Source organism: Clostridium sp. LIBA-8553 (assembly GCF_057782465.1).
This window is the reverse complement of sequence record NZ_CM173489.1, coordinates 1,495,017-1,517,852: the sequence shown is the minus strand read 5'-3', so window position 1 is coordinate 1,517,852 and position 22,836 is coordinate 1,495,017. Positions and strand designations below refer to the sequence as shown.

Sequence of the window (22,836 nt, the reverse complement as noted above, 5' to 3'; positions counted from 1 at the left end):
TCATTTTGCTATTCTTTGATACAATATTGCTTTTTGAAAGGAGAGACTATGAATAATTATATATATGAAAACCATGTACATAAAGATCCTGACTTCCCTGTAATATTTCATTGTGATATTTTAAATAAAAGCAGGCCAAATTTTATTATGCATTATCATGAAAGCATAGAACTTCTTTATTTTTTAAAAGGAACAGCAAAAATAAGCTGTAATAATAAAATGTTTAATGCGACTTCTAAAGACATTGTAATAATAAATTCAAATGAACTACACTCAATAGAAACATATTCTGATTCATGTAAATATTATTGTCTTATTATAGATAAAGCCATGTTTAGCTATAACAAGAAATACTTTGATGATTTTAGCTTCAAAAGTTTGATTAAAGATTCATTTTTAAGCACAAAAATAGAAGAAATAAACTCTGAATTAGTTGAAAAAAAAGAATTCTTCAAGGATTTCATAAAATCAAATATACTCCAAATTTTAATTCATCTACACAGAAACCATATTGACTATAAAAATCAATGTATAAAAGTAAAAGATAATAATAAAATAATCATGGTAAAAGAGATAATAAGTTATTTAAAAGAAAATTATATGAATTCAATTTCAATTGATGATATATGCAATCATGTTTCCTTTAGTAAGTATTATACTTGTCGTACATTTAAAGAAGTCACAGGGAAAACTTTATTAGATTATATAAATCACATTAGATGCCTTAATGCTAGAAATTTAATTCTTTACAATGGATATACTATATCTGAAAGTGCTTATAGAAGTGGATTTAATAACTTATCTTACTTTTCAAAAATTTATAAAAAACACATGGGATTACTTCCATCACAGGAAAAGATTACATAATTAAGTATGGTAAAGTAATTAAAAGAAATAGCCATCTATTATTAATAGAGCTTTAATTTTAATTAATAACCTTTACAAATTAGTTTGATTAATTTTCTTTTTAATACTAAAATATTTTTATAGTAACAATAAAAAAGAAGAAGGTGTACATATATGTTAAGTGAAAATCTATTAAAAAAACTTAATGAACAAGTTAACTTTGAATTCTATTCATCATACACTTATTTAGCTATGGCTGCTTATGCAGAGTCAATTGATTTAAGTGGTTTTGCTAATTTTTTCAGAGTTCAAGCTCAGGAAGAATTATTCCATGCAATGAAATTTTATGATTATATATTCCAAAAAAATGGAGTTGTAGAATTAGAACAAATAGATAAACCTAAGTTTAATTTTTCAAATGTAATTGAAGCTTTTGAAAAAGGTTATGAACATGAACAATTAGTAACTCGTAGAATCTATGAACTTGCAGATGTTGCTTTTGAAGAAAAAGAACATGCAACTATGAGTTTACTTAAATGGTTTATAGATGAACAAGTTGAAGAAGAAAATAACTTCCACTCATTATTAAAGAAAGTTAGAAGATCTGAAGGCAACCCTGCAGCTTTATACATGATGGATGATGAATTAGCTGCAAGAGTATTTACTACTCCAACAACTACAAGATAGAATTTAATAATCATTAATAAAAAATAGAGAGAAGGAATATTAAAACACTATTCTTTCTCTCTATTTTTATACTTTTCCATATATTTCCCTACCTTTATAAATTCATTGCGTTTTTTATAAAAATCCTATGTTTTTTTTAATAAACTTTCTATGTAAAAGTTTTAATAAAATATATTTCATTTCTTTTTCACTAATTCCTTTACAGCTATTCCTAATGGTGCTAGTATAATTTTTATTATATTTAATTTTTTGTGTACACATTAATAATTTATTAACATTTTGACAATTAAATGAATTAAACTTATCAGATTAAAGGAAGAATAAATATGAATACTAATAAGAGTTCTATTGAAAAAATTACATTAGGAAGCTTTTTAATAGCCTTAGGAGTTGTTTATGGTGATATTGGAACTTCTCCTCTTTATGTTATGAAATCAATAATAAATGGTAATGGTGGATTAGCAAGTGTTACTCCTGATTTTATCCTTGGAGTATTATCACTTATTTTTTGGACCATGACTTTATTAACAACAATAAAGTATGTCCTTATAACTCTAAAAGCTGATAATAAAGGAGAAGGTGGTATATTTTCTCTTTATACCTTAGTTCGTCGTCGTGCTAAGTGGCTTATTATCCCAGCTATGATAGGAGGTTCTGCATTATTAGCAGATGGAATGTTGACTCCTGCAGTAACTGTTACCTCTTCTATTGAAGGATTAAAAGTTTTACCTAGTTTCAACAGTATTTTTGGAAGTAACCAAGATATAATTATAATTATAGTATTAATAATTATAAGTGTTTTATTCTTTATTCAACATTTTGGTACAGAAGTAGTAGGTAAAATCTTTGGACCAGTTATGCTGATTTGGTTTTCCTTTTTAGCTATATTAGGTATTGTAAATATGTCAGGGAATTTATATCTTTTAAAAGCGCTATCACCATATTACGCTATAAAGATTTTATTTAGTCCTAATAATCATTTAGGATTTTTCATACTTGGCGGGGTATTCTTATCAACTACTGGAGCCGAAGCTTTATACTCTGATCTTGGACATGTTGGTAGAAAAAATATCTACTTTACTTGGCCATTTGTTAAAATTTGCTTATTACTTAATTATTTTGGTCAGGCAGCTTGGATATTATCTCAAAAAAATAACACTGAGCTATATAAAATTGAAAGCCTAAATCCTTTTTTCCAAATGATGCCTCATTGGCTTTTAATATTTGGAGTAATAATTTCAACATTAGCTGCTATTATAGCATCACAAGCTTTAATTTCAGGCTCTTATACCCTAGTTTCAGAAGCTATTAAATTAAATTTATTTCCAAGACTACAATGTCTTTACCCTTCTAACTCTAAGGGACAAATTTATATGCCGTCCATAAACAGAATACTATGGATTGCTTGTATAGCTATAGTTTTATACTTTAGAAGTTCAGATAATATGGAAGCAGCTTACGGACTATCAATAACTGTAACAATGCTTATGACATCAATACTTTTATTTAACTATTTATTAAAAAGAAAAACTCCATTCCCAATTGCATTGGTTGTATTAATTTTCTTTGGTACTTTAGAGTCTTCATTCTTAATTTCAAGTGCAGTTAAATTTGAAAAAGGAGGATTTGTATCAGTTTTAATAGCTTTATGTATTTTAAGCATAATGTACATTTGGATAAAGGGTCATTATATTAAAATGAGTTTATTAGATTATATTCCTATTGAAAACTATAAAGATCAATTAAAGGAATTAAAAAATGATGTAGATAGACCTAAATATGCTACAAACCTTGTTTATTTAACAAGCTCAGAAAAATCTAAGCGAATTGAAAGAAAAATAATGTATTCTATATTAGATAAAAGACCTAAAAGAGCTGATGTATATTGGTTCGTAAATGTAGTTGTAACTGATGAACCTTATACTGCAGAATATACAGTAAACACATTTGGCACTGATTATATGGTTAAAGTTCAACTTAAACTTGGTTTTAGAGTTAATCAAAAGCTAAATGTATTCTTACGTCAAATAGTATGTGAACTAATAGATAACGGTGATATTAAAGTTCAAAACAAAAAATATACTACTCTTCCTAATAGAAAAGTAGGTGATTTCCGCTTTACTCTTATAAATGAATGTTTATCATCAGAAAGTAAACTAAAATCATGGAACTCAATGATAATTAGAGCTAAACTTTTTATAAAAAAATTCACAGTTTCTCCAGCAAAATGGTTTGGACTTGAGTCTAGTGAAATTGAAATTGAAAATGTTCCATTAATACTTGGATGCACTGAACACACTGTATTAACTCGTGTTTCTAAATAAAATAAGGCATAGACTTTTTAAGTCTATGCCTTATTTTATGTTCTGTTTTAAAAAGTTTTTAACATCTCATCTCTTCTTCTCTTATTTACGTAATTTGCAAATCTCATTTTAAATCTCTCAAATTCTTTAATCTTATAAAAGTTATTTAAATCGAAAGTAAGAAATAATGTATCAACAATTAAATATTTTAAATCTTTTAAATTATCTACATTTTCATCACTAATTTCTAATTCATCAGCTTTTATTTTTAAATCTCCAATAGAGTTTTGAAAATTTTCAAGATTACTCATTACAAAATCTTCACTGAATCCTTCAAAATTTTTACTTACTAACTCTTCTATAAAATCCACATAATTTTTATTTACTTCTCTATATTCATCATAAATATTTACTATTTCCATTTTTCCACCTCATAGAACATTAATTTATCTTAACTAGTTAAAGTTTCTCTATAAATTATAACCAAGCCCTATGTTTTTGTCTAATTAATATATTTTTTACTTAAGCTATGTTTTGAACTAATATTAATTTTTAGATATAACTATAAGATGGTCTTAATGAGTAGTTAGTATTACATCTTACACTTAAGAATAATAAAGTTAATAAGCTTTTCTGTATTTTCTTATGAATTCAAGGTGCCAAATTGAAAATTTGGAATTTCACTTAACTTAAACAATGCATATGCTCTTTTGCCTCTTCTCCTTTTACTAAATAAGATTGTCCTTTTAAACAAAATATAGATGTTGAAGTATAATCAATATCTGCATTTTTATCATAACCAATCTTTTCAATAACTTCATTTTCATTGTGACATAAATCATATCCTTCAAATTTAAGGGCAAGTCCTCCTTTACCCTTAGTAAAAGATTGAAAGTCCATACCATAATTTATAAATGTAGAAACTGGACCTCTTCCCGTTATAGTTGCCCTCTCTCCATTTATAATTGGCTCATTAAACTCACCACTCATTTTTTGTATATCGGTCATTACTTTTCCTATTAAGTTTATGTCTACATCTATTTTAAATTTATAATAAGGTTCTAAAAGTTTGTTTTCTCCGCTTTCTAATCCTTGTCTTAAAGCTCTCTTTGTAGCTTCTCTAAAATCACCACCGCTAGTATGTTTATTGTGAGCTCTTCCTGTTAACAATGTTATTTTAATATCAGTAATAGGTGATCCTGTCAATATACCTTTATGTTCACATTCAAATATATGAGTTCTAATTAGATTTTGATTTCCCACAGTAAGATCATCAGTATGACACTTATTTTCAAATACAATTCCTGAATTTCTCTTTCCAGGCTCAAGTTTTAAGTGTACTTCACTATAATGTCCTAAAGGCTCAAAATGGCCATATCCTATTACTTCTTCCTTTAAGGTTTCTTTATATAATATTTCTGGAATTCCAAATTTAATTTCTTCATTAAACCTATTTTTAACAACTTCCTTAAGAACTTCTAACTGGACTTTTCCCATAATGTTTATCTGTATCTCTTTTAATCTCTCATCCCAAGTTACCTTCAAGCTATTATCTTCACTTTCTAAAATTTTAAACCAAGAAAGCACTTCCTTTGGATTTAATCCTTCTCTATATAATACTTTAGATTTTAATGTAGGAACCATATCATATGAAACCACATCTTCTATACCAATTCCATTTCCTGCCTCTAAATCTTTTACTCCAAGTACAGCAAATATATCTCCTGCATCTACTCTATTTACAAATTCATACCTATTTCCATTATAAACTCTAATTTCGTTTATCTTATCTCTAATCTCTTCTCCCTCTTTGAAATAAACTAATTCTTCCTTTGTCTTTAAGCATCCTTCCATAGCTTTTATAAAGGTTAGCCTATTTCCTTTTTCATCATATCTAATTTTAAACACTCTTCCCTTGAAAGAAGTTGATTCATCACTATAATTACTAAAGGATAGATTGTCAAACCATTTTATAAAATTTTCTACTCCTTGATCTAATAAGGCAGATCCGCTTAAACATGGAAATACCTTTAAAGTTTTTATCATCTCTGCTAACTTATTTAAAATTAGTTTTTTATCTAAAATTCCTTCTAAATATGAATTTAATAATTCCTCATCCCTTTCAACTATTTCCTCTATAGTCTCCTCTTTTAATTCCTCATTAAACTCTTCATCAAAATAAATTATATTCTCACTTAGCTTGTTCTTCATTTCTTTTATAACATTATTTACATCAGCACCTTCTCTATCTACCTTATTTATAAAAATAAAGGTAGGCACCTCATACTTCTCTAATAATTCCCATATAGTTTCACTATGCCCTTGGACTCCTTCAACAGCACTTATAATTAATATAGCATAATCTAAAACACTAATTGTTCTCTCCATCTCAGGAGAAAAATCTATATGTCCTGGAGTATCTATAAGGTAATACTCATTATTCTCTATGGAAAATTTTCCAACTTCAGAATATATTGTTATTCCTCTTTCTTTTTCTATTTCATTATTATCTAAATAAGAGTTTTTATGATCGACTCTTCCCCTATTTTTTATACTCTTAGTGTGATATAAAAGCTGCTCTGAAAAAGTTGTTTTTCCTCCATCAACATGAGCTAATATACCAATAGTCTTCTTCATTTACTTCCCTCCATCTATAAAAAAAATTAATCATTAAATTTTTTATATTTTTTCTACTTTTATAGTCCTCGAAATCTTTACTATTTCCCTTTTATATGGTATAACAAATAATATTTAATATTATTTATAAATTTTGTTAACATATATCTTATATCATACAATATAAAATATGAACTTAACAATATAATTAAGTCAGAGGGGGCTTTAAAAATGAACAAATCTATTGCATATATAGGTACTTACACTAATGGGGCTAGTGAAGGTATATATAGATTATCTCTAGATACTGAAAAAGGAAATGTTGAAGATTTATCATTAGTTGCTAGATTCGGTAATCCTGCTTACTTATGCATAAATAAAAATAAACTCTATGCAGTTGGGAATCCATTTTCTTTAGATACCTTAGGTGGAGTTGCTTCTTTTAACATAGAAGAAGATCATTCATTAAAATTAACAGGAGCTAGTTTACTTCAAGGAAAAAGACCTTGTCATATAAACATACTTTCTAATAAACCTATAATTGTTTCAAGTAATTATCATGAAAAATCAATTAATACATATTCTTTAAATGAATCATTCGATATAGATACTTCTTTAAACGTATTTACTCATAAAGATGATTCGAAAATGCACTTTGCAACCTTAACTCCTGATGAGAAATTTATATGTGCTACAAATCTAGGAATGGATAGAATAGAACTTTTTGAAATTAATTTAGACAATACACTAACTTATATAGAAGACTTAAGCTTTCACTGTACCAAAGGATGTGGTCCAAGGCATATAGAATTTTCAAAAAATGGAGAATTTGCATATGTTATATGTGAAAACAGCTCTGAAGTTATAATATTAAAATATTTAGGAGAAAATGGCTTTAAACTAATTCAATATACTCATGTACTTCCTAATGGATTTGGAGGTATGAATTTTGGGTCTGCTATTAAAATAAGTCCATGTAGTAAATTTTTATATGTATCTAATAGAGGTTTTAACGGAATATCTGCCTTTAGAATCAATGAAGAAAACGGAACTTTATCTCTTATAAATCACTATAGTTCTTATGGAGATTTTCCTAGAGATTTTGAAATAAGTCCATGTAACAAATTTTTGATTGTTGCAAATGAAAAATCAGATAACTTGACAATTTATTCAAAAAATTCAGATGGAACACTTAAACTTTTAAATAAAGATATATTTGTTCCTTCTCCTACATGTATAAAATTTAAATAGAAAAATAAGTGTATTAAGATAAATTAAAGCTTAATACACTTATTTTTTATTCTTCTCTTTTACCATAAAGCTATTTCCAATACCTTTTATATCTTACCAAAAAATATATTTAATTAATCTTTTTGCCTGTTATATGAAATATGCAAATGGATAAGCTATTAATAAATTCTAAAATGTTAAAGGAGGTACTAAAATTTGGATAATAATAAAAATAGACTAAAAGATAGACCTAAGTCAAATGCTGAAAAAAGAAAAATGTACTCAGAAGCAGGATCTGAAATAGGTATTGAAAATGGGCAAAAAAAAGGTGCACATTCAAATGGTAAAAAATTTACAAAGAGATCAAAACTTTCTCACAATAAATAGGAGGCTACCCTTATGAATAAAAATTATAATAAAAAACAAAGAATAGATTCAACTTTCCCAACTTCTCATAATTACAATGACAAAATTAAAAATAAAGCCAATGAAAAGACTCCATATGGATCTAATGAACCATCTCCTAGAACAACATATAAGTAATACTTATATGAGATAATAGGGACTGTATCATTTCGATACAGTCCCTATTTTTAATCTTCATTAAATTCTAATTTATCTATAACACTTAAATTATGTTCCTTTGCAAAGTTAGCCCCCATATCTAAGTCATACATTTCTTCAGGATTATGAGCATCTATTCCAATTATTCTTTTTACATTATATTCTTTAGATAACTCCCAGAACTCTTTTATTGGATACTGATATCTTTCCCCATTATTATAAGAAAGCTTCTCTTTTCTCATACCATTTACATTTATCTCTATAGACATATTCATCTCTTCAGCAGCTTTTAAAATCCTTTTTGATGCCTCTTCTGCATGTTCATCCCAATTTCTATATGTCATTCCAAAAAGATCTGGATGAGCAAGATAATCAAAATATCCACTTTTAATAGCCTCTACTACAAAATCAGCATAAACCAATAAGCTTTCAGGCGTTAACTCTATTGTACCAACATAAACCCACTCTCCTTTATAAGGAAAAAAGTGTACTCCTAAAGCTAAATAATCAGCCTTATATTTGTTCTTTAATTCTTCATAAAGCCATGTAAAATCAGGAAAATATTCACATTCCATTGATCTCTTTATTGATATTTTATCTCCATATTTCTTTATTGCCTCTTCTATTTTTCCAAAATAATCTTCTAAGTCTTCATAAGCCATTCTATGATAATTATCTATATTCTTACCTGGATGTGGTAAATGATCAGAAATTCCAATCTCATCTATATTAGCTTTTATAGCCTCTTTAACATAATCTTCAATAGTTCCAGTAGCATGATTACATCTATATGTATGTGTATGATAATTGCTTTTCATTAAAATTCCTCCTATGTATTCAGCTTTTTTCATTTATTATTGTATCTAATTATAAAAAATTGACCAACACTAAATTTCTATTCTATAAATCTATTATCTCTTCTTTAGTTTAATTTGCATAAAGTATTTACAATTAACATAGAATTCCTTCTCTCAAATTTTAACTTGCCCTATTTAATACAAAATACTATACTGATAGTTGTAAATTTAAATACTAAAATTTTACGAAAGAGGATAATATGAAAGAACAATACTTTGAAAAATTACTAAACATAAAAACTTCTGGTGAACAAAAAACATTTAATGAATCTCTTCATTATAACAGGTATGAACCAACATCCTATGAAGTATTAGATGCTCTTTGCTCACAATATGAATTTTCCGAAGATGATTCCTTAATTGATTTTGGATGTGGAAAAGGAAGATTGAATTTTTATATACATTACTTTTTTAATACTAAGGTCACTGGAATAGAAATGAATAACTTTTTTTATAATGAATGTTTAAGCAATAAAAAATCTTATTTATCACAAAATAAAAATAACATAGATAAAATAAACTTTATTAATTGCTTTGCAGAACAATATGAGATAGACTCAAAGGATAATAAATTTTATTTTTTCAATCCTTTTTCTGAACAAATATTTATAAAGGTTATTGGAAACATTCTTGATTCTGTATCTAATCATGAGAGGCAAGTAAATATTATACTTTATTACCCTTCTGATGATTATGCCTACTATTTAGAAAATTACACTCCTTTTTCTCTGAAGAAGGAAATAAAAATACCTAGAAAGTATGAACATGATTCAAGAGAAAAAATCCTTATATATGAACTTAGCTATTTAAATTTAATAAATTAATATAGAAAACTAAAGAAAAGAGAGGATTTATTTATGAATGAAACTATAAATTATGATTCATTATTGATCTTATCTGTAGTAGCTTTTTTTACTCCTTTTTTAGTTTCAAAACTAAAAAGAGTAAAAATCCCCTATCAAGTTGGGGAGATTTTTATAGGTATACTATTAGGTAAAAGCTTTTTAAATATAATTAAACCTGATATTTGGATATTATTTTTATCAAATCTTGGCTTAGCTTACTTAATGTTCTTAAGTGGTCTTGCCATAGATTTTGATGAGCTTAAACCTAAAGAAGGAGAACTTTTAAAGGATTCAAAACTATTTACTAGTATAAAAATGTTTATTGTATCAATAACAACCTCTATACTATTATCCTTCACATTAAAGTTTGCAGGAATTTCTCAAGGCTATTTATTCTTCGCCTTATTATTCACTGCTGCAGCCCCTGGTCTACTTGTTCCTATTTTAAAAGCAAAGCACATTATAAATAGTAGCTATGGACAAACTTTACTTGTTTTTGGAATAATAACTCAATTAGTAAGTTTAATAGGTGTTACCTTTGTTGCTTCAGTTGCAGTAAATGGTGTTACTTTAAAAAGCTTTACTTTCTTAATAATTTTTGCCGTAGCTATAATAGTTTACTTCATAGCAAAAATAATTTTTAAAGTTCATGATTTCTCAGCAATAGCATTTAAAAACCTTCATCTTAGTGTAAGAGGTGCTTTCGTTCTTGTTTTAGTTCTTGTTGCTGTAGCTGAAAAGGTTGATTCTGAAATAATTTTAGGTTCGTTTTTAGCTGGTATGGTATTTTCACTAATAGTTGGAAAAGCTAAAGAGGAAATTTCTCACCAATTAGATGTAGTTGGATATGGATTCTTAATTCCTATATTTTTTATAATGGTAGGAGTTAATGTTGATTTAAAAGCTGTTTTCGAAAATCCACAATCTATTGCTAAGATACCTTTATTTATACTTATTTTCTTCTTAGTAAAATTTATACCTTCACTTTTACTGAAAAGAAAATATGGAATAAAAAATTCATTGGCAGCTTCTATGCTATTAACTGCCCAACTTAGTTTAGTTATAGTTGGCGCCCAAATGGCCTTAAACTTAGGATACATAAATACAGCTGATTATTCAGCCTTCGTTGTTACAACAGTAATAACTTGTATCTTATTCCCAATACTATTCGAAAAATTCATAGTCATTAATGAAGAAACCTCTGATACTGTAGAAGAAGATGAAAAAATAATAATACGTGAAGTAATTGTTACTAGCCATTGGTATATTGGTAAAGCTCTAAAAGAGTGTAAACTTCCTACAGGCTGTAGAATATTCTCTATAGTAAGAGATGACCATGAGTTTATGCCAAATGCTAACACTACTTTAGAAGAGCATGATTTAGTAATACTTGCTGGAGTTAAGCATGATGTAAATGAAACATTAAATATGTTATCAACTTGTGACTTAACCTTACCAGAAGAATAAAAAAGAGAGGTTAACCTCTCTTTTTTATTTACATATTAATTCACTTAACTTTTTCATCTTTTCTATAACATTAAAAAGCTTATAAATTAATAAAAGTATTAATCTTTCATCTTCTGTTTTTGATTTATCTAAATCTTCTATTACTAAATTCTCAAAATCCTTTTTCTTCATATAATTTTTGAAATCATTAAAACTTTTTTCAAATAAATCTTTATTATTTTTTATAATTGGACTTTTTATTAAAAAGTTTATATATGATATAAAATCATTTTGTAATATTAATAATTCTTTTATATTATCTGATTTTATCTCTTTATTGTTATAATTTATCTTTTTCCATATACTATAACTTTCATGAAAAGAATATACTAGCTTTTCTTTATCTAAATTATTTTCTATTAAGCCATATAATATTTTTTCATTTAAATAAACATATGTCTTTACAGCTTTATTAGTTTCATCTTTCATTTTATAAGGAAAAACATAATTCATAACTATTGCAACTATTATTGATGCGGCTAAAATAAAAAATACTCTATATTCACTTAATAAATAATATGGAGTATGAGATGGATCCATTAATCCGGCCATAAGCAATGCATTTAATGTTATAAAAATACACCTTATTTTATAAGGCACAATAAACATACTCAAATATATACATATAACTATAAATACTAATATTAATATTATATTTGATTGGACGAAATAAAAAATTATGTTAAATAGAATGGCACCTATTATAGTCCCTACTATTCTTGCCTTTGCCTTTTTATTGCTTTGTTCTGCATACGGTATTAGCAATAAAGAAATTGTATACAATGCCCATTTTCCTTGAAATATGTTGAAGTAGTTTACTATAAACACAGAAAAAGAAAGAGTTATAGCAGCTTTAATAGCTAAATTCAGCCTTAATGATGTTATTTTTAAGCTTCTTCTAAAACTTTTAAGTTCCTCCTTTGAAGTTTTAAAAAAATTCACACCATAAGTCGCATATCTCTTGATTTCTTCTTCTTTTACATCAAGTCCTTGTAAAAATTCTTTTACACTTAACTTAACTGTATAGTAACTATATCTATCCAAATCATCTCTTAATCTAAAAGAATCTAAGTAATTGTAATACTCCTTTAATTTATAGCTTAAATTTTCTTTATTTCCCTCTTCTATAAACATCTGAATATCTTTAAGCAAGTCAATACTTTTTTTAATAATATCCTTATTAACTTCTCTTTCTATAGTCTCTGAAGAAAGGGTTTCTATTCTTTTCAAGAAAATTACAACTAACTCCTTTACATATAAAGAATATCTATTATTTTTATCAAGCTCTATTCTTTCATGAACTTTTATTTCAAGTTCCTTGGTTAGCAAAGCAACCTTTTCTATATTATCCTTTTCTATTCTACCAGTATTGGATAATTCATTTAAATTTTTAATTAATAGACTAATACAATTATCTATAGATTTTTTAAATACATTATTAAAATTATATCTAGTTAAAATATAATAAAGTATCATTATAACTATACCACCAAATATTAAGGCAAGGATTCTTTTTGGTAACTCATTAGTCGAAACTGGTTGATATAACAAGAATAAATATAATTGTATAAATCCCAAAGCTTTAGTTGGTTTTGTATCATAAGTAAACATAAAGTATACAAAAAATGATACAATTAATGTTACTATAGCACCTAAAAAAGGGTTAAGCCCTGCAAAGTATGCTCCAAGTCCAACAAAAAGTTCTACTCCAATAAAATATAATGTATTATGTACTGGATTTATTGTATAGTCATCTCCAAACATTGTGGTAACCGTAATAACAGCTGTTAGCGCAATAAAAAGATTCTCTTTTCCAAAAAATAAAACAAATAATAAGATAAAAGATAAGACCATCAAAAATATCTTTAGATACTTAATCTGTTTCTTCCACATGTTTTATCACCTCTTATGAAGAACACATACTATTTTTATATTAAATCTCTAACATCTCTAATGCAAGAGTTATATCCCATATAATTATATTTTACTTTGTATGAAAATCTTTTTAATATTATATATTTATTATAATAATTTAAAAGTTTTTTTTAATTATTATATTTGATATAATTTTATAAGATATTTATATTAATTGGAGGATAATGTCATGGATAAGTTCACTGAAATTAAAACTGAAGAATTAAATGAAAATCCATTTAAATTAATAGGAAAAGACTGGATGCTTATAACAGCAAAAAAAGATGATAAAGTTAACACAATGACAGCTTCTTGGGGTGGTCTTGGTGTTATGTGGGGTAAAGATGTTGCTTACATTGTTGTAAGACCTCAACGTTATACAAAAGAGTTTATAGATAATTCTGATACTTTCTCTTTAACATTTTTTGATGATGAATATAAAAAAACATTAGGTTATTTAGGAAAAGTTTCTGGAAGAGATGAAGATAAAATTTCAAATTCAAATCTTACATTAAATACATGTGAAAATACTCCTTATTTTGAAGAAGGAAAAGTTGTTCTTGTATGTAAAAAATTATATGGACAATACATAGATCCTAAATGCTTCTTAGAAGATGGAATAGATGAAAGATGGTATCCTGAAAAAGATTACCACATGCTTTATATCGCAGAGATTAAAAATGTACTTGTAAGAAAATAAAAAATTAAAGCAGTAGATTAATTTACATCTACTGCTTTTTATATTCCTATTGTTTATTTAATCCTTATAAAATTCTATTTATTTTTTTTGACCTCTTCTAGATAATCCTTTTTATTGACTATATTTTTTTCAAACTCCTTTACTGCACCTTTTGTATAATTTCCTAAGGCAGCCTTATTTAAATGATTCTTATTACTCATTTTTATCACTACTCCTTTATATATGCCGTTCTAAAAGAACATTTTCATAAAACTCTTTAATTAAAGAGTTATTAACTGTAGTATTTTCTGATAAAAATGTTATTATTCCTTCCTCATTTCTCCATGACTTATCTGAATTATGATATTTAACTTCTCTCAAATTTTTTAATTGCTCTAATTCTTCTATAAGGATTAAGAACTCATTTCTTAAACAGTTGAAAATTTTTATATTAGCTTCTTCTTTATTTTCCTCAATATTTAATAACATTTTAAATAATTCACCTTTTATGGAATTACTTTTTGTTAAAAACTTTTTATTTAGCTTTATAAGTTCTACAAAGTCCTTATTTAAATACTGATAAATATCTGTTCCAATCATTGTAAATCTCTCTATATTTTCTAATATATCTAAAAGAATATAGATGTAATCTTTATTTAATTCACCTGGATTACTTGAAATATTAATAACTAATCTCTTCTTTAACTCTTCTAAAATGTATTCAATCTTTTCTTTATGACAAGTACTTCTATAAGTTTCTATTTCTTGATTTATAAAGTCAAGTATTTCATCTCTCCATAACTTATAATTAGAATCATTTAAATTCATAGCTTCATAAAGCTCAACATTATTCGTTATACCATTACTGTTTAAACTTCCTGAAGATATATAACAAAATTTATCTGTTAATATAAAGTTAGCTTCATTTATTGAATTTAATATTGTTCCTATATTATTTTTTGAAAAATTTTCTATAAATTTAATTTCATTGATAACTTCCCTTTGATTTCTAAACATATAATTAAATGGACTTATAATTATTTTAGGACAATTAACATTATTTAATACTTCCCAGATCTTATCTGTAAATGGAAGTTCTCTACACCCTAAAACTATATATTTTGGATTACAATTTATTATATTAACTAAAATATTTTCCAAATTTTCATCTAAATTTTTTATTCCTAAAGCAGCAACTATATGATTACTTACCTTATTAACTCTGCTCCGCATAAGTTTTTATCAAGCTTCTTAAAACTTGATAATTACCTCCTTTCGTAACTTTAAAATAATGTAAATATTTTTGTTTTCAGCTTAAATTTCAATGCACTATCCCACATTCACAGTAATGAAAATCTAAATTTATTTATACTCCCTTATACTATTCATATTAGCAAAATTCTACATTTTTGTGATTTTTACCAAAAATTATATGTATTTTATAAAAAAAAGTCAGCTTAATTCTTAGCTGACTTTTTTTTAACTCTTTAATCATCTTTTTGACTCCCAAAATTCATTTATATTAATTATGCTACTATTTAATCTAGATTCTTCAGCTGCAAAAGCCATAATATGACTTTCTATACTTCTTAAGGCTGATGTTCTTGTTTCGCTAACTCCTTCTCTTATAGATTTTATGAAATCCTTCATAATTCCGATATCTCCTCCAAGATGTCCTCCTTCAACTTCTTTTGGTATTATAATTTCTATTTCATCACTTCCAAACTTTTTAATTTCAATAATATTTTTCATATCATTTCCACCAACTTCACCTTCTGTAAACATTAATTTTATAGTTCTATGGATATCCTTTGTAAAAGCTGACAAATTAAATGTTGCAGTTACTTCATTATCAAAATCAAGTATTGTGACCATATGATCTACAACATTATTATCACATTTATAAACACATCTTCCGTATGGACCTTCTCTTAAAGCCTTTTCTAAGTTTTCTGAAGTCGGATTAGGATGTACAACTGAAGTAAACACAGGTTTTTCTCCTAAATATAACTTTTTTGCAGAATAAGGACATTCTTCTTCACATTTACACTCTAAACATCTATTTCCCATATTCTTTTTAAAATTCTCTTCCTTAAAATAAGTCAGATGACCAAAAGAAGCTATTTTTTTGCACTTAGCCCCAGTCAACCATAATAATATATCCATATCATGACAACTTTTAGCCAAAATTAATGGTGATGTTTCATTAGAATTTCTCCAATTTCCTCTTGTAAAACTATGAGCAAAATGCCAGTAACCTATATTTTCATTATGTTGAATATTAATAAGTCTTCCAAGCCTTCCACTATCCACTATATTTTTTAAAGCCTCAAAGAAAGGAGTGTATCTTAAAACATGACATACCATAAATACTCTATCATTATATTTTTTTGCTAGTTCCCCTAGCTTTATAACTTCACCTAAGGAATTTGACATTGGTTTTTCTAATAAAACATTATATCCCTTTTCCAGTGCTATTTTTGTTGGCTCAAAATGTCCTTCATCATTGTTTGCTATTATAATACCATCTGCTAATTTCTCTCCCTTTAACATGTCCTCCCAACTATTAAAAATAAGCTCATTCTTTATACCATGCTCCTTAACAAATAAATTCCTTCTCTCTTCATTAGGCTCTGCAATTGCAACAATTTCAACATCTTCTTTATTTTTTAAGGCATATGAAGAATAAGCAAATCTTCCCCGTGCCCCTGCTCCAATAACAGCTATACTCACTTTTTTCATTATAATCCCTACCTTTAAATTAATATTGCATTCTTTATTAGTTCTACAATTGTATATATATTCCTTTTATTAAAATAAAAAAGGTATGTCTTAATAACATACCTTTTAACTATTATAAATTTCTTTTTTTAGCTATACCTGTTAACATAAGTGCTATGGCTCCATCTCCAGTAACATTACATGCTGTTCCAAAACTATCTTGAAGAGCAAATATTGTTAGCATAAGTGCTGTTCCAGCTTCGTCAAAAGCTAGTACACTAATTATTAACCCTAAAGATGCCATTACAGTTCCACCAGGAACTCCCGGCGCTCCTATAGCAAACACACCTAATAATAATATAAATAATATCATAGTTGGTAAACTAGGAATTTTACCATATAAAATTTGTGATACCGTCATTACAAAGAATACTTCTGTAAGAACTGAACCACATAAGTGGATATTTGAACATAGTGGTATTGCAAAATCCACGATATCCTCTCTTAATGCCTTTGATTTTTTAGCTGCTTCTAAAGCTACTGGTAATGTGGCAGCACTTGACATTGTTCCTACAGCAGTAAGATATGCTGGTCCATAATATTTTACAACTTCCCATGGATTTTCTTTTGATATTAATCCACCTATTAAATATAAAACTGTTAACCATATAAAATGACCAAATAATACAATTAATATAACCTTAAAGAATACAGGAAGCTGAGTACTTAATCCACCTTCATAAGCTAAAGCTGCAAAATTAGTAGCTATAAAAAATGGTAGTATAGGTATTATTATTTTATTTACTATACTAAGTACTATATCTTGAAATTGATCTAAAAGCTTTTCTACTAAATCAGCCTTTGTCCAACCAACAGCTAGTCCTAAAAGTAAAGCTAAGGCTAAAGCACTCATTACACTCATTACTGGTGGTATATCTAATTTAAATATAAGTTCTGGCAATTCCTTTAATGATGATATATTTGATACTATAGATAATTTAGGAATTAAAGCATATCCAGCAATCATTGAAAGAGTAGCAGCAAAAACTGAAGATAAATAAGCTATTAAAACAGCATATCCTAACAATTTACTTGCATTCTCTTTAAGCTTGGCAATAGATGGTGCTATAAATCCTAAAATAATAAGAGGAACAGAGAAAAATATAATTTGTCCTAATACATATTTAATAGTCACAATTGCTGACATTAATCCCTCTGAAGAATATGTACCTATTATTATTCCTAATATGACACCTAAAATAAGTTTAAAAATAAGATTATTAAATAATTTCTTCACAATTTAACCCCCTTTATTTTATATTTTTATATGTAAAAAATTATTTATAAAGCATAATAAAATAAAAAAACTTCCACCTCTATACAGAGGCAGAAGTATAAATTCCGCGGTTACACTCTGATTTTATGTAATCAAATCCATCTAACAATTAATATTTAAAATAAATTTAATTACAAAATCTTTTTTTGGTACAAACATACCATTCTGCTATAACGGGCATTCCCGCATTCCCCTACTTTAATTTAAAATTATTTCTGGAAATGAGCTCATAGAGGCACTCATGAAAAATTCTTTAAAGTCTTTTCCAGCCTAGAAGACTCTCTCTGTATAAAGAAATTAATTCTACTTTTCTAATCATAGCCTTTACTTTATCTGAAGTTTAATTCTTAGTGTTTTTCTATGAATTAACTTTATTATAATTTAAACTTTATCCTTAGTCAACATAAATTTAAAATTTTGTAAATAAAAAGAGTAATATCTGTAAACATATTACTCCTTTTATTTCTAAAATAATAATTTCTTATTTCAAAATTAAAGTTAACTCTTTATTACTTAATGATTAAATTATTTGTGAATTAAATTTTATATGAATAAGTTTAATCCTGAATCTTCAGCTGCTCCTAAATATGATGCAACTCCTCCAATTTCAACTCCATCTATAAATTCTTCTTTCTTTATTCCCATTAAATCCATGCTCATAGCACAGGCAACTACATTTACTCCCATATCAATAGCATTTTTTATTAATGTTCCTAAGTCATCAACATTATTATCCTTCATTATTTTCTTTATCATAGCTGGTCCTATTCCCATCATATTCATTTGTGATAAAGGAAGTTTTTCTGAATTTCTTGGAAGCATTGCATCAAACATCTTTTCAATTGTTTTCTTTTCAACCTTTGTCTTGTCTTTTCTCTTTAATATACTAAGCCCCCAGAAAGTAAAGAACATAGTAACCTTTTTCCCCATAGAAGCAGCTCCTGTTGCTATTATGAATGATGCTATAGCCTTATCTAAATCTCCACTAAACACTACTAAAGTAGCTCCATCTTTTGTAACATCACCTGAATATTTTCTTATACATGCAGATTCTAAAGTTCCCTTTTGAATGTAAGCCTCAACAATTTTTTTATCATTCTTTCCTGTTTTTAAAAGAGTATTTCCTGTTTTTTCACACCAACTCTTTATATCTTTTACAAAGCCTGGATCACTTGCAGAAACCTTTAAAATTTCTCCCTCTTTCATTTTATTAATCTCTTCAAAAACTCTTTTTATAGGTCCTGGACATTGAAGACCACATGCATTTAAATTAACATCTACTTTTATATCATTTAAATCAATATCCTTTGAATCCATATTTTTCTCCTCTATATTGACTAAAGTTTCTTTTTCTAAAATTCCTTGATTCTTTAAAGCATTCTCTGATTTTTTTGCAGATAAATAAGTCTTAATTCCTCCATCTATATTAGTTACATCATATCCTTTTTGCTCTAATATTCTACATCCTATATAACCTCTTAATCCTACCTGACAAGTTACATATATTTTTTTATCCATTGGAATTTCATTTATTCTTTCTCTTAACTGTCCAAGTGGAATATTTACAGAATTCTCTATCTTCCCAGTCATAAGCTCGAACTCTTCTCTAACATCAATAATTAATGAATTTTCCTTATCCAACAAATTAACTTCATACCATTGAATTGTTTTTACATTTCCTTCAATTATATTAGAAGCATAGTATCCAAGCATATTTACTGGATCTTTGGCTGAGTTATAAGGCGGTGCATAACAAGGCTCTACATCTTGTAAATCCTCTACTTTTAGTCCTGCTTTAATAGCTGTTGCTAAGACATCTATTCTCTTTTCAACGCCTTCCATTCCAACACCTTGTGCTCCATATATTTCTCCTGTTTTGGGATTAAATAGCATTTTAAATGCAATTGGAAAAGCCCCTGGGTAATATCCAGCATGAGAAGATGGATGAATATGAATTGCTTCATACTCTAATCCTAACCTTTTTAAAGTCTTTTCATTATTTCCAGTTGAAGCAACAGTATAATCAAAAACTTTAGCCACTGACGATCCTAAAGTTCCCTTATATTCAACATGTTTTCCACATATATTATCAGCAACTAATCTTCCCTGCCTATTTGCCGGCCAAGCTAAAGGAATCATTGTAGATTTTTTATTGATAAAGTCCATAATCTCTACAGCATCACCTAAAGCATAAATACTCTCATCTGAAGTTTTCATTGTTTTATCAACAATTATTGCTCCTCTTTCATTTAAATTTAAACCGGCCTCTTCAGCTATTTTAGTTTCTGGCCTAACCCCTATTGAAAGAATTATCATATCAGTATTAATTACTTTTCCGCTGCTTAAAATAACTTTCTTACCGTAGTCTTCAAAAGAGGAGACTCCATCTTCTAATATCAATTCTACTTCCTTATCTATTAAATGTTCATGAATAATACTTGCCATTTCAATATCTATAGGTGCCATAACTTGATTTGAAGCTTCAACTAAGGTTACCTTAATCCCTCTTTCATGAAGATTTTCAGCCATCTCAAGACCTATAAAACCTCCACCAATCACAGTAGCATGCTTAGGCTTAATATTATCTACATAAGCTTTTATTTTATCTGTATCTGGAATATTTCTAAGAGTAAATAGATTATCACACTTATCTATGCCATTAATTCTTGGTTTTAAAGGCTTAGCACCTGGTGATAAAACTAAAATATCATAGCTTTCTTCATATTCCTCACCATTTTTATTATTTTTTACTTTTAATTTTTTATTTTCTTTATCTATTGAAATAACTTCACTTAAGTTTCTTATATCTAATTTAAATTTATCTGACATTTGTTCTACAGTTTGAACTATTAAATTACTTCTATTTTCAATTGTTTCTCCTATATAGTAAGGTAATCCACAGTTTGCAAAAGATATATACTCGCCTTTCTCAAACATTATTATTTCGGCATTTTCATCTAATCTTCTAAGTCTTGCCGCAGTGGAAGCTCCTCCTGCAACTCCACCAACTATAACAATCTTTTTTTTCATAATAATAAGTTCTCCTTTAAATAAAATTGTTTCTTATTGATTTATTTTGTAAATTTTTAACTTTCTGACTTATAACCATCTATCTAATTCACAATGTAATTATAAAAAAATATATGTATTTCTTCTGTGACTTTATCACACACAAAAAAGCACCTTCTTTAACTAGTAAAGAAGATGCTTTTAATATTACTTGTTATTTTTCTTTTTTAATAATTTTATTCATGCTAAAGATGTTATTAAACCAATAAAGGCAAAGTTCACAACGTCTTGTCTTGTATTCGGTAAATCATATGGCTTTTCATGCTTCTCTGACTTTCCTTAATAATTATCTTTTATTATAAAGTTTAGTTAATATTGTTATTTATAATTTGCAAATAGGTTAAGAAAATTTTATTACTATAAATATTTAAAGAATTAAATAAAATAGTAAAGACAATTCATTTAGAATTGCCTTTACTATTTTAATGACAGCTACTATATTTTTAGGAGGTTTTTAACTTACTTAAAAGTCTTTGGAGTAAACTCATCACTCTTCGCCTTTGGTTCTCCAAAAACAGCTTTTACACTCTCGCTCTGAGGATTATGATTTATGTGCTTTTTATTGTTATTTTTTTTACTCATTAATATCACCTCAATTATATATTGTGTAAATTCACCTTCTTTATTCCTACCATATCTTTACTTTGCTCTCTATTTTACTTAATTAAAATCCATTAAAAATACTTATATATTTTTAAATTCTTTATTTACCTTAAGTACATTGACTCCTAGGAAAAAACATATGATTATACTTATCCATCCTAAATAAGACCCTTCAAAGAAAAAAAATATGGTTTCTATAAAAAAATAAAACATTCCTATTATCCATAAGATTCTCTGATTTTTTAAAGACATTAAATCCCCCAAAAACTTTCTATGATAAATTATATAATGTCACTCTTTATGCTATCCCTGTAATTATAGTACATCTTTTTTATTTATCTTTAATATGGAATTTACTCCATACTTAAGTACCAACGTTTTTGAACCAAATATATTAGCAATCATTGAAATCCCTCTACTCCTTATTCTGGCATGCCTACAAGCTAAAACAACAATGTTATTTTTTTCATATATCTTTATATTCTTAATTATTGTATATAACTTAGGTAATATATAAAATATTGACTTCATCATTGTAGAAAAATAAGTTTTATTCTCAAACATTCCTTCTAATTTTAATGACTTCTTATCATCTAGTAAAGGAAAATGAACACTATTTTCTAGGTGTTTATAATTAAATTCTTTATAAGTTCTTAAATCTAAAATTAAGTACTTATCTTTTTCACATATTTCTTCATAATCTATATAATAAAAAAACTTATCTATAAATTTCATTTTTTCAGCATTAAAAAACTCGCTCATCTAAAACCTCTTACTAACAATTGATATTTAATTATATTCTTCTAACTTCATCAAATTACCAAATAAAAATAAATTTTATTTACATTATATTTAATTACTTATTCTGTATTAATTTTATTACTTTACCATTAAAACCATAAAATCTTTACTTATTTTCACAAAATGTAAATTAATTTACAAAACTTTTTATCTCCTTCTTGTTAACAAATAATGAATTTATTAACATATTGTACTTTAAATTAATTGTTATTATTTGTATACTTATAAAAAATAGGGTTTTACAAGTATATATGAGAGG

General features: G+C 26.7%; 20 protein-coding genes. 9 read left to right on the top strand and 11 right to left on the bottom strand.

The window, feature by feature from the left end; all coding sequences use genetic code 11:
- Nucleotides 1-48 precede the first annotated feature (48 nt).
- From AC2JAQ_RS06710 to AC2JAQ_RS06700, 3 genes are all read left to right on the top strand, one after another.
- Nucleotides 49-867, top strand: a complete 819-nt coding sequence (locus AC2JAQ_RS06710) for an AraC family transcriptional regulator (RefSeq protein WP_488458518.1) — start codon at nt 49-51, stop codon at nt 865-867.
- A gap of 153 nt (nt 868-1,020) precedes the next feature.
- The gene (locus AC2JAQ_RS06705; protein ID WP_488458517.1) at nt 1,021-1,533 is read left to right on the top strand and encodes a ferritin; all 513 of its coding nucleotides are present in this window, start codon (nt 1,021-1,023) and stop codon (nt 1,531-1,533) included.
- Nucleotides 1,534-1,859: 326 nt separating this feature from the next.
- The gene (locus AC2JAQ_RS06700) at nt 1,860-3,857 is read left to right on the top strand and encodes a KUP/HAK/KT family potassium transporter (RefSeq protein ID WP_488458516.1); all 1,998 of its coding nucleotides are present in this window, start codon (nt 1,860-1,862) and stop codon (nt 3,855-3,857) included.
- A gap of 47 nt (nt 3,858-3,904) precedes the next feature.
- Here AC2JAQ_RS06700 and AC2JAQ_RS06695 read toward each other — a convergent pair whose 3' ends face one another.
- Both AC2JAQ_RS06695 and AC2JAQ_RS06690 read right to left on the bottom strand, forming a co-directional pair.
- Nucleotides 3,905-4,258, bottom strand: a complete 354-nt coding sequence (locus AC2JAQ_RS06695) for a hypothetical protein (protein WP_488458515.1) — start codon at nt 4,256-4,258, stop codon at nt 3,905-3,907.
- A gap of 262 nt (nt 4,259-4,520) precedes the next feature.
- Nucleotides 4,521-6,473, bottom strand: coding sequence for a GTP-binding protein (locus AC2JAQ_RS06690; protein WP_488458514.1), 1,953 nt, complete (start codon nt 6,471-6,473; stop codon nt 4,521-4,523).
- Nucleotides 6,474-6,683: 210 nt separating this feature from the next.
- Here AC2JAQ_RS06690 and AC2JAQ_RS06685 point away from each other — a divergent pair, with 210 nt between their 5' ends.
- The 3 genes from AC2JAQ_RS06685 to AC2JAQ_RS06675 all read left to right on the top strand — a co-directional run bounded on the left by AC2JAQ_RS06685 (nt 6,684) and on the right by AC2JAQ_RS06675 (nt 8,225).
- Entirely contained in the window at nt 6,684-7,703 is a 1,020-nt protein-coding gene (locus AC2JAQ_RS06685; RefSeq protein ID WP_488458513.1) for a lactonase family protein, read from the top strand.
- Between the two features lie 195 nt (nt 7,704-7,898).
- The gene (locus AC2JAQ_RS06680; protein WP_322503475.1) at nt 7,899-8,069 is read left to right on the top strand and encodes a hypothetical protein; all 171 of its coding nucleotides are present in this window, start codon (nt 7,899-7,901) and stop codon (nt 8,067-8,069) included.
- A gap of 12 nt (nt 8,070-8,081) precedes the next feature.
- Nucleotides 8,082-8,225 carry a hypothetical protein gene (locus AC2JAQ_RS06675; protein ID WP_322503476.1) on the top strand — a complete coding sequence of 48 codons (144 nt, stop codon included), beginning with the start codon at nt 8,082-8,084 and terminating at the stop codon, nt 8,223-8,225.
- A 50-nt stretch (nt 8,226-8,275) separates the two neighbouring features.
- On the opposite strand, the gene AC2JAQ_RS06670 is transcribed toward AC2JAQ_RS06675, so the two are convergent.
- On the bottom strand, nt 8,276-9,064 hold the full coding sequence (locus AC2JAQ_RS06670; protein ID WP_488458512.1) for a histidinol-phosphatase: 789 nt from the start codon (nt 9,062-9,064) through the stop codon (nt 8,276-8,278).
- 239 nt (nt 9,065-9,303) lie between these two features.
- Between AC2JAQ_RS06670 and AC2JAQ_RS06665 the strand changes: the two genes are divergently transcribed.
- Nucleotides 9,304-9,927: a methyltransferase gene (locus AC2JAQ_RS06665; protein ID WP_488458511.1), complete on the top strand. Its 624-nt coding sequence runs from the start codon at nt 9,304-9,306 to the stop codon at nt 9,925-9,927.
- A gap of 33 nt (nt 9,928-9,960) precedes the next feature.
- Nucleotides 9,961-11,415, top strand: coding sequence for a cation:proton antiporter (locus AC2JAQ_RS06660; RefSeq protein ID WP_488458510.1), 1,455 nt, complete (start codon nt 9,961-9,963; stop codon nt 11,413-11,415).
- 24 nt (nt 11,416-11,439) lie between these two features.
- On the opposite strand, the gene AC2JAQ_RS06655 is transcribed toward AC2JAQ_RS06660, so the two are convergent.
- Nucleotides 11,440-13,347, bottom strand: a complete 1,908-nt coding sequence (locus AC2JAQ_RS06655; protein WP_488458509.1) for an FUSC family protein — start codon at nt 13,345-13,347, stop codon at nt 11,440-11,442.
- A 211-nt stretch (nt 13,348-13,558) separates the two neighbouring features.
- On the opposite strand from AC2JAQ_RS06655, the gene AC2JAQ_RS06650 reads away from it, so the two are divergent.
- A complete protein-coding gene (locus tag AC2JAQ_RS06650; RefSeq protein ID WP_488458508.1) occupies nt 13,559-14,068 on the top strand; it encodes a flavin reductase in 510 nt (169 codons plus the stop codon).
- Nucleotides 14,069-14,142: 74 nt separating this feature from the next.
- On the opposite strand, the gene AC2JAQ_RS06645 is transcribed toward AC2JAQ_RS06650, so the two are convergent.
- The 7 genes from AC2JAQ_RS06645 to AC2JAQ_RS06615 form a co-directional block, all read right to left on the bottom strand.
- Entirely contained in the window at nt 14,143-14,268 is a 126-nt protein-coding gene (locus AC2JAQ_RS06645) for a hypothetical protein (RefSeq protein WP_488458507.1), read from the bottom strand.
- A 16-nt stretch (nt 14,269-14,284) separates the two neighbouring features.
- Nucleotides 14,285-15,280: a hypothetical protein gene (locus tag AC2JAQ_RS06640; RefSeq protein WP_488458506.1), complete on the bottom strand. Its 996-nt coding sequence runs from the start codon at nt 15,278-15,280 to the stop codon at nt 14,285-14,287.
- A gap of 258 nt (nt 15,281-15,538) precedes the next feature.
- Nucleotides 15,539-16,789 carry a Gfo/Idh/MocA family protein gene (locus AC2JAQ_RS06635; RefSeq protein WP_488458505.1) on the bottom strand — a complete coding sequence of 417 codons (1,251 nt, stop codon included), beginning with the start codon at nt 16,787-16,789 and terminating at the stop codon, nt 15,539-15,541.
- A gap of 112 nt (nt 16,790-16,901) precedes the next feature.
- Entirely contained in the window at nt 16,902-18,065 is a 1,164-nt protein-coding gene (locus AC2JAQ_RS06630) for a dicarboxylate/amino acid:cation symporter (protein ID WP_488458504.1), read from the bottom strand.
- 582 nt (nt 18,066-18,647) lie between these two features.
- Entirely contained in the window at nt 18,648-21,134 is a 2,487-nt protein-coding gene (locus tag AC2JAQ_RS06625) for a CoA-disulfide reductase (protein ID WP_488458503.1), read from the bottom strand.
- Between the two features lie 498 nt (nt 21,135-21,632).
- Nucleotides 21,633-21,755, bottom strand: a complete 123-nt coding sequence (locus AC2JAQ_RS06620) for a CPC_1213 family protein (RefSeq protein WP_423239830.1) — start codon at nt 21,753-21,755, stop codon at nt 21,633-21,635.
- Nucleotides 21,756-22,091: 336 nt separating this feature from the next.
- Nucleotides 22,092-22,538 carry a rhodanese-like domain-containing protein gene (locus AC2JAQ_RS06615; protein ID WP_488458502.1) on the bottom strand — a complete coding sequence of 149 codons (447 nt, stop codon included), beginning with the start codon at nt 22,536-22,538 and terminating at the stop codon, nt 22,092-22,094.
- Between the last annotated feature and the right edge of the window lie 298 nt (nt 22,539-22,836).

Excerpts from the sequence above, each read along its gene's own strand:
- AC2JAQ_RS06625 (WP_488458503.1), bottom strand. The coding sequence starts at position 21,134 with ATGAAAAAAAAGATTGTTATAGTTGGTGGAGTTGCAGGAGGAGCTTCC.
- AC2JAQ_RS06660 (WP_488458510.1), top strand. The coding sequence starts at position 9,961 with ATGAATGAAACTATAAATTATGATTCATTATTGATCTTATCTGTAGTA.
- AC2JAQ_RS06665 (WP_488458511.1), top strand. The coding sequence starts at position 9,304 with ATGAAAGAACAATACTTTGAAAAATTACTAAACATAAAAACTTCTGGT.
- AC2JAQ_RS06685 (WP_488458513.1), top strand. The coding sequence starts at position 6,684 with ATGAACAAATCTATTGCATATATAGGTACTTACACTAATGGGGCTAGT.
- AC2JAQ_RS06705 (WP_488458517.1), top strand. The coding sequence starts at position 1,021 with ATGTTAAGTGAAAATCTATTAAAAAAACTTAATGAACAAGTTAACTTT.
- AC2JAQ_RS06635 (WP_488458505.1), bottom strand. The coding sequence starts at position 16,789 with ATGAAAAAAGTGAGTATAGCTGTTATTGGAGCAGGGGCACGGGGAAGA.
- AC2JAQ_RS06710 (WP_488458518.1), top strand. The coding sequence starts at position 49 with ATGAATAATTATATATATGAAAACCATGTACATAAAGATCCTGACTTC.
- AC2JAQ_RS06645 (WP_488458507.1), bottom strand. The coding sequence starts at position 14,268 with ATGAGTAATAAGAATCATTTAAATAAGGCTGCCTTAGGAAATTATACA.
- AC2JAQ_RS06690 (WP_488458514.1), bottom strand. The coding sequence starts at position 6,473 with ATGAAGAAGACTATTGGTATATTAGCTCATGTTGATGGAGGAAAAACA.
- AC2JAQ_RS06695 (WP_488458515.1), bottom strand. The coding sequence starts at position 4,258 with ATGGAAATAGTAAATATTTATGATGAATATAGAGAAGTAAATAAAAAT.
- AC2JAQ_RS06655 (WP_488458509.1), bottom strand. The coding sequence starts at position 13,347 with ATGTGGAAGAAACAGATTAAGTATCTAAAGATATTTTTGATGGTCTTA.
- AC2JAQ_RS06670 (WP_488458512.1), bottom strand. The coding sequence starts at position 9,064 with ATGAAAAGCAATTATCATACACATACATATAGATGTAATCATGCTACT.
- AC2JAQ_RS06650 (WP_488458508.1), top strand. The coding sequence starts at position 13,559 with ATGGATAAGTTCACTGAAATTAAAACTGAAGAATTAAATGAAAATCCA.
- AC2JAQ_RS06640 (WP_488458506.1), bottom strand. The coding sequence starts at position 15,280 with ATGCGGAGCAGAGTTAATAAGGTAAGTAATCATATAGTTGCTGCTTTA.
- AC2JAQ_RS06615 (WP_488458502.1), bottom strand. The coding sequence starts at position 22,538 with ATGAGCGAGTTTTTTAATGCTGAAAAAATGAAATTTATAGATAAGTTT.
- AC2JAQ_RS06620 (WP_423239830.1), bottom strand. The coding sequence starts at position 21,755 with ATGAGTAAAAAAAATAACAATAAAAAGCACATAAATCATAATCCTCAG.
- AC2JAQ_RS06700 (WP_488458516.1), top strand. The coding sequence starts at position 1,860 with ATGAATACTAATAAGAGTTCTATTGAAAAAATTACATTAGGAAGCTTT.
- AC2JAQ_RS06675 (WP_322503476.1), top strand. The coding sequence starts at position 8,082 with ATGAATAAAAATTATAATAAAAAACAAAGAATAGATTCAACTTTCCCA.